The following is a 2371-nucleotide window of genomic DNA, read 5'->3' on the forward strand; positions in this document are numbered from 1 at the left end:
AATCACAAAACCTCCTATACAATATGCAGCTGTTACATTAATAGGTTGTTTAGCTGCTTTAGGCGGGACTGTTGCTTTAGCTATAGCTTCTTTAGTAACTTCACAAGGTTTTAATTGGCGGATCGCTTTTTGGATTGGTGCAATTGTAGCAGTTATTGGTTTTTTAGCAAGAACATCTCTTCGTGAAACACCGGAATTTGTTAATGCAAAACGACGGATACAAAATATTTTGGATGCAGCAAAATTAGATAGTCAAAAGATTATGAGTGTTGGTATACAACAAAATGTAAGTAAGAAAACGATAATTGCAAATTTTTTAACATTATGTGGAGGACCAGTTACTTTATATTTCTCTTATATCCATTGTGGAAATATTCTAAAAAATTCTTTCCATTATACTGCAGCACAAGTAATACATCAAAATTTCATAGTTTCAATAATAGGATTAGCGGTCTACTGTATACTGGTTTACCTTAGTTATAAGATATATCCATTAATAATATTAAAAATTAAATTATTAATATTCTCATGTATAATGATACCTTGTCCTTACTTATTAGATAATATAACATCACCTTTACATTTATTATTAATACAAATAGTACCTATAATATGCGGACCCGCACAAACACCAGCTATGCCAATTTTTCTAAAACATTTTCCCATTTTTAAACGTTTTACTTATGCAAATGTAACATATGCGATAGCACATGCTCTCATGTACATTATAACATCTTTTGGAATTACATATTTTGTACATATTTTCGGACAGTATGGATTGTTGATTATAATAATTCCTTTAATTGCAGGATATACTTTTGGTCTATATCATTTTGAAAAACTTGAAAAGGAAGTTGGTAATTATCCAAAGAAAATAAGTGATAATGATCTAAAAAATAATTCGGTATTGTAAGAGTAGCAGAACATAATTTTATAAGATTAACTTTTATATCTAATAACTCTAAGTATTTAGATAACACTAAAAAATAATACATAGTTTCTTCTACGATTTTTTTAACTTTCTCAGGAGATTTAGCCCCTATTGTCTGCATATTATGTAGTCTATCAAAGAGCTTTATTAGCAGTACATCATGTTTTTTTTCTTTATATAATATCTCTACTGCCTCAGCAGCACTAATCTTTATACCGTCCTCTTTAATCCTGGTTAAATCCATTACCTGATTTGCTACTTTCCACCCAAATTCTTGTGATATCTTCTCCTTGGTTAGTTCTGTGTCTTCTATAGTATCATGCAATATACTAGTAACTAATATATCTGTTCTAAACAAGTAATCTGATATTAGATATGCCACCTCTATTGGATGACTATAAAATGGCTCTCCCGATTGACGCATCTGATTACCATGATATTTCCTGGCGTAGTATATTGCTTTCTTTACTTCCAATACGTCCACTGATGGTACTTTTACTACACTATTTAAATATATTACTTTATCCAGTAATTTCTTAGCATAAATACATATCTCAAACTTTTCTTCCCAATTATTTAAATCTTTCATCCTCTAACTCTTTAACCTGATCGAATCTCATTATTACCTCAAATTAAGTACTTATAGCACCTCTATTCCTAAAATTCTAGTTTTCGAATCATCCGATAGAAGTAGCGTATATGGTATCAGATTACTTATTTTGACTACATAATTTTCTTTTTGTTAAGGATATTTGTTCTTGATTTATATCCAAACATAGTAATTCCCCATCTTTACCAATTTTCTTATATATTAGATCAATCGATTCCCCAGATCCACATCCAACAATTGCTACTTTCATTCCAAGTGAAAGTTTTAATTTATTCAGTAGTATCTGATAAAAAACATCCTTGTGTTCCTACAATATTCCTAAGTCCCTGATTCTCATTACTATCTTGTATTTTATTAAATAAATATAATACTTTATAATAATTAGAAGACTTTACCTCTTTAAAGGAAAAGTATCTACCATCATCATCATGCTTACGGTAAGAACATAAATGTTGAGCAACAATTTTCACTTCTAAACTACTAGAATTTACTATTACAAAATAATGTTCATTATTTCTTTCAAATGATCGAATTGCAGTATAAAGTTGACCATTAAATGTACACGGAATATGAGAGATATTATTATAATTTATAATTAAATTTTTTATGCTTTTCATAAATATAATCATGTAAGTTGTTTTAATTAATTTTATTCTTAACTATATAGACCGGTAATACGAGCAACCTCAGAAATAGAGTAATTATTAGAAAACATATTTTTAGCTACTTCATATTTTCCCTCATTCCTACCAATCTGCATGCCTTGTACCATTCCTTTTTGCACGCCCTCATCAATATATTTATCAGCAATAGTTCTCATAAGTCCCTCT

Annotated in this window: 2 protein-coding genes and 2 pseudogenes; 1 reads left to right on the top strand and 3 read right to left on the bottom strand. The window is 29.2% G+C overall.

Features of this window, described 5'->3' with window-relative positions:
• Positions 1 to 40: 40 nt before the first annotated feature.
• Positions 41 to 604: pseudogene (locus REIS_RS17710) on the top strand (MFS transporter); the annotation flags it as partial.
• A gap of 181 nt (positions 605 to 785) precedes the next feature.
• Here the strand turns inward: REIS_RS17710 and REIS_RS17715 are convergent.
• From REIS_RS17715 to REIS_RS17725, 3 genes and pseudogenes are all read right to left on the bottom strand, one after another.
• The gene (locus REIS_RS17715; RefSeq protein WP_008579643.1) at positions 786 to 1520 is read right to left on the bottom strand and encodes an HD domain-containing protein; all 735 of its coding nucleotides are present in this window, start codon (positions 1518 to 1520) and stop codon (positions 786 to 788) included.
• Between the two features lie 290 nt (positions 1521 to 1810).
• Positions 1811 to 2158, bottom strand: coding sequence for a hypothetical protein (locus tag REIS_RS17720; RefSeq protein WP_037213975.1), 348 nt, complete (start codon positions 2156 to 2158; stop codon positions 1811 to 1813).
• A 38-nt stretch (positions 2159 to 2196) separates the two neighbouring features.
• Positions 2197 to 2371: pseudogene (locus REIS_RS17725) on the bottom strand (transposase); the annotation flags it as partial.

The sequence above is a fragment of the Rickettsia endosymbiont of Ixodes scapularis genome (assembly GCF_000160735.1).
Taxonomy (GTDB): Bacteria; Pseudomonadota; Alphaproteobacteria; order Rickettsiales; family Rickettsiaceae; genus Rickettsia; species Rickettsia tamurae.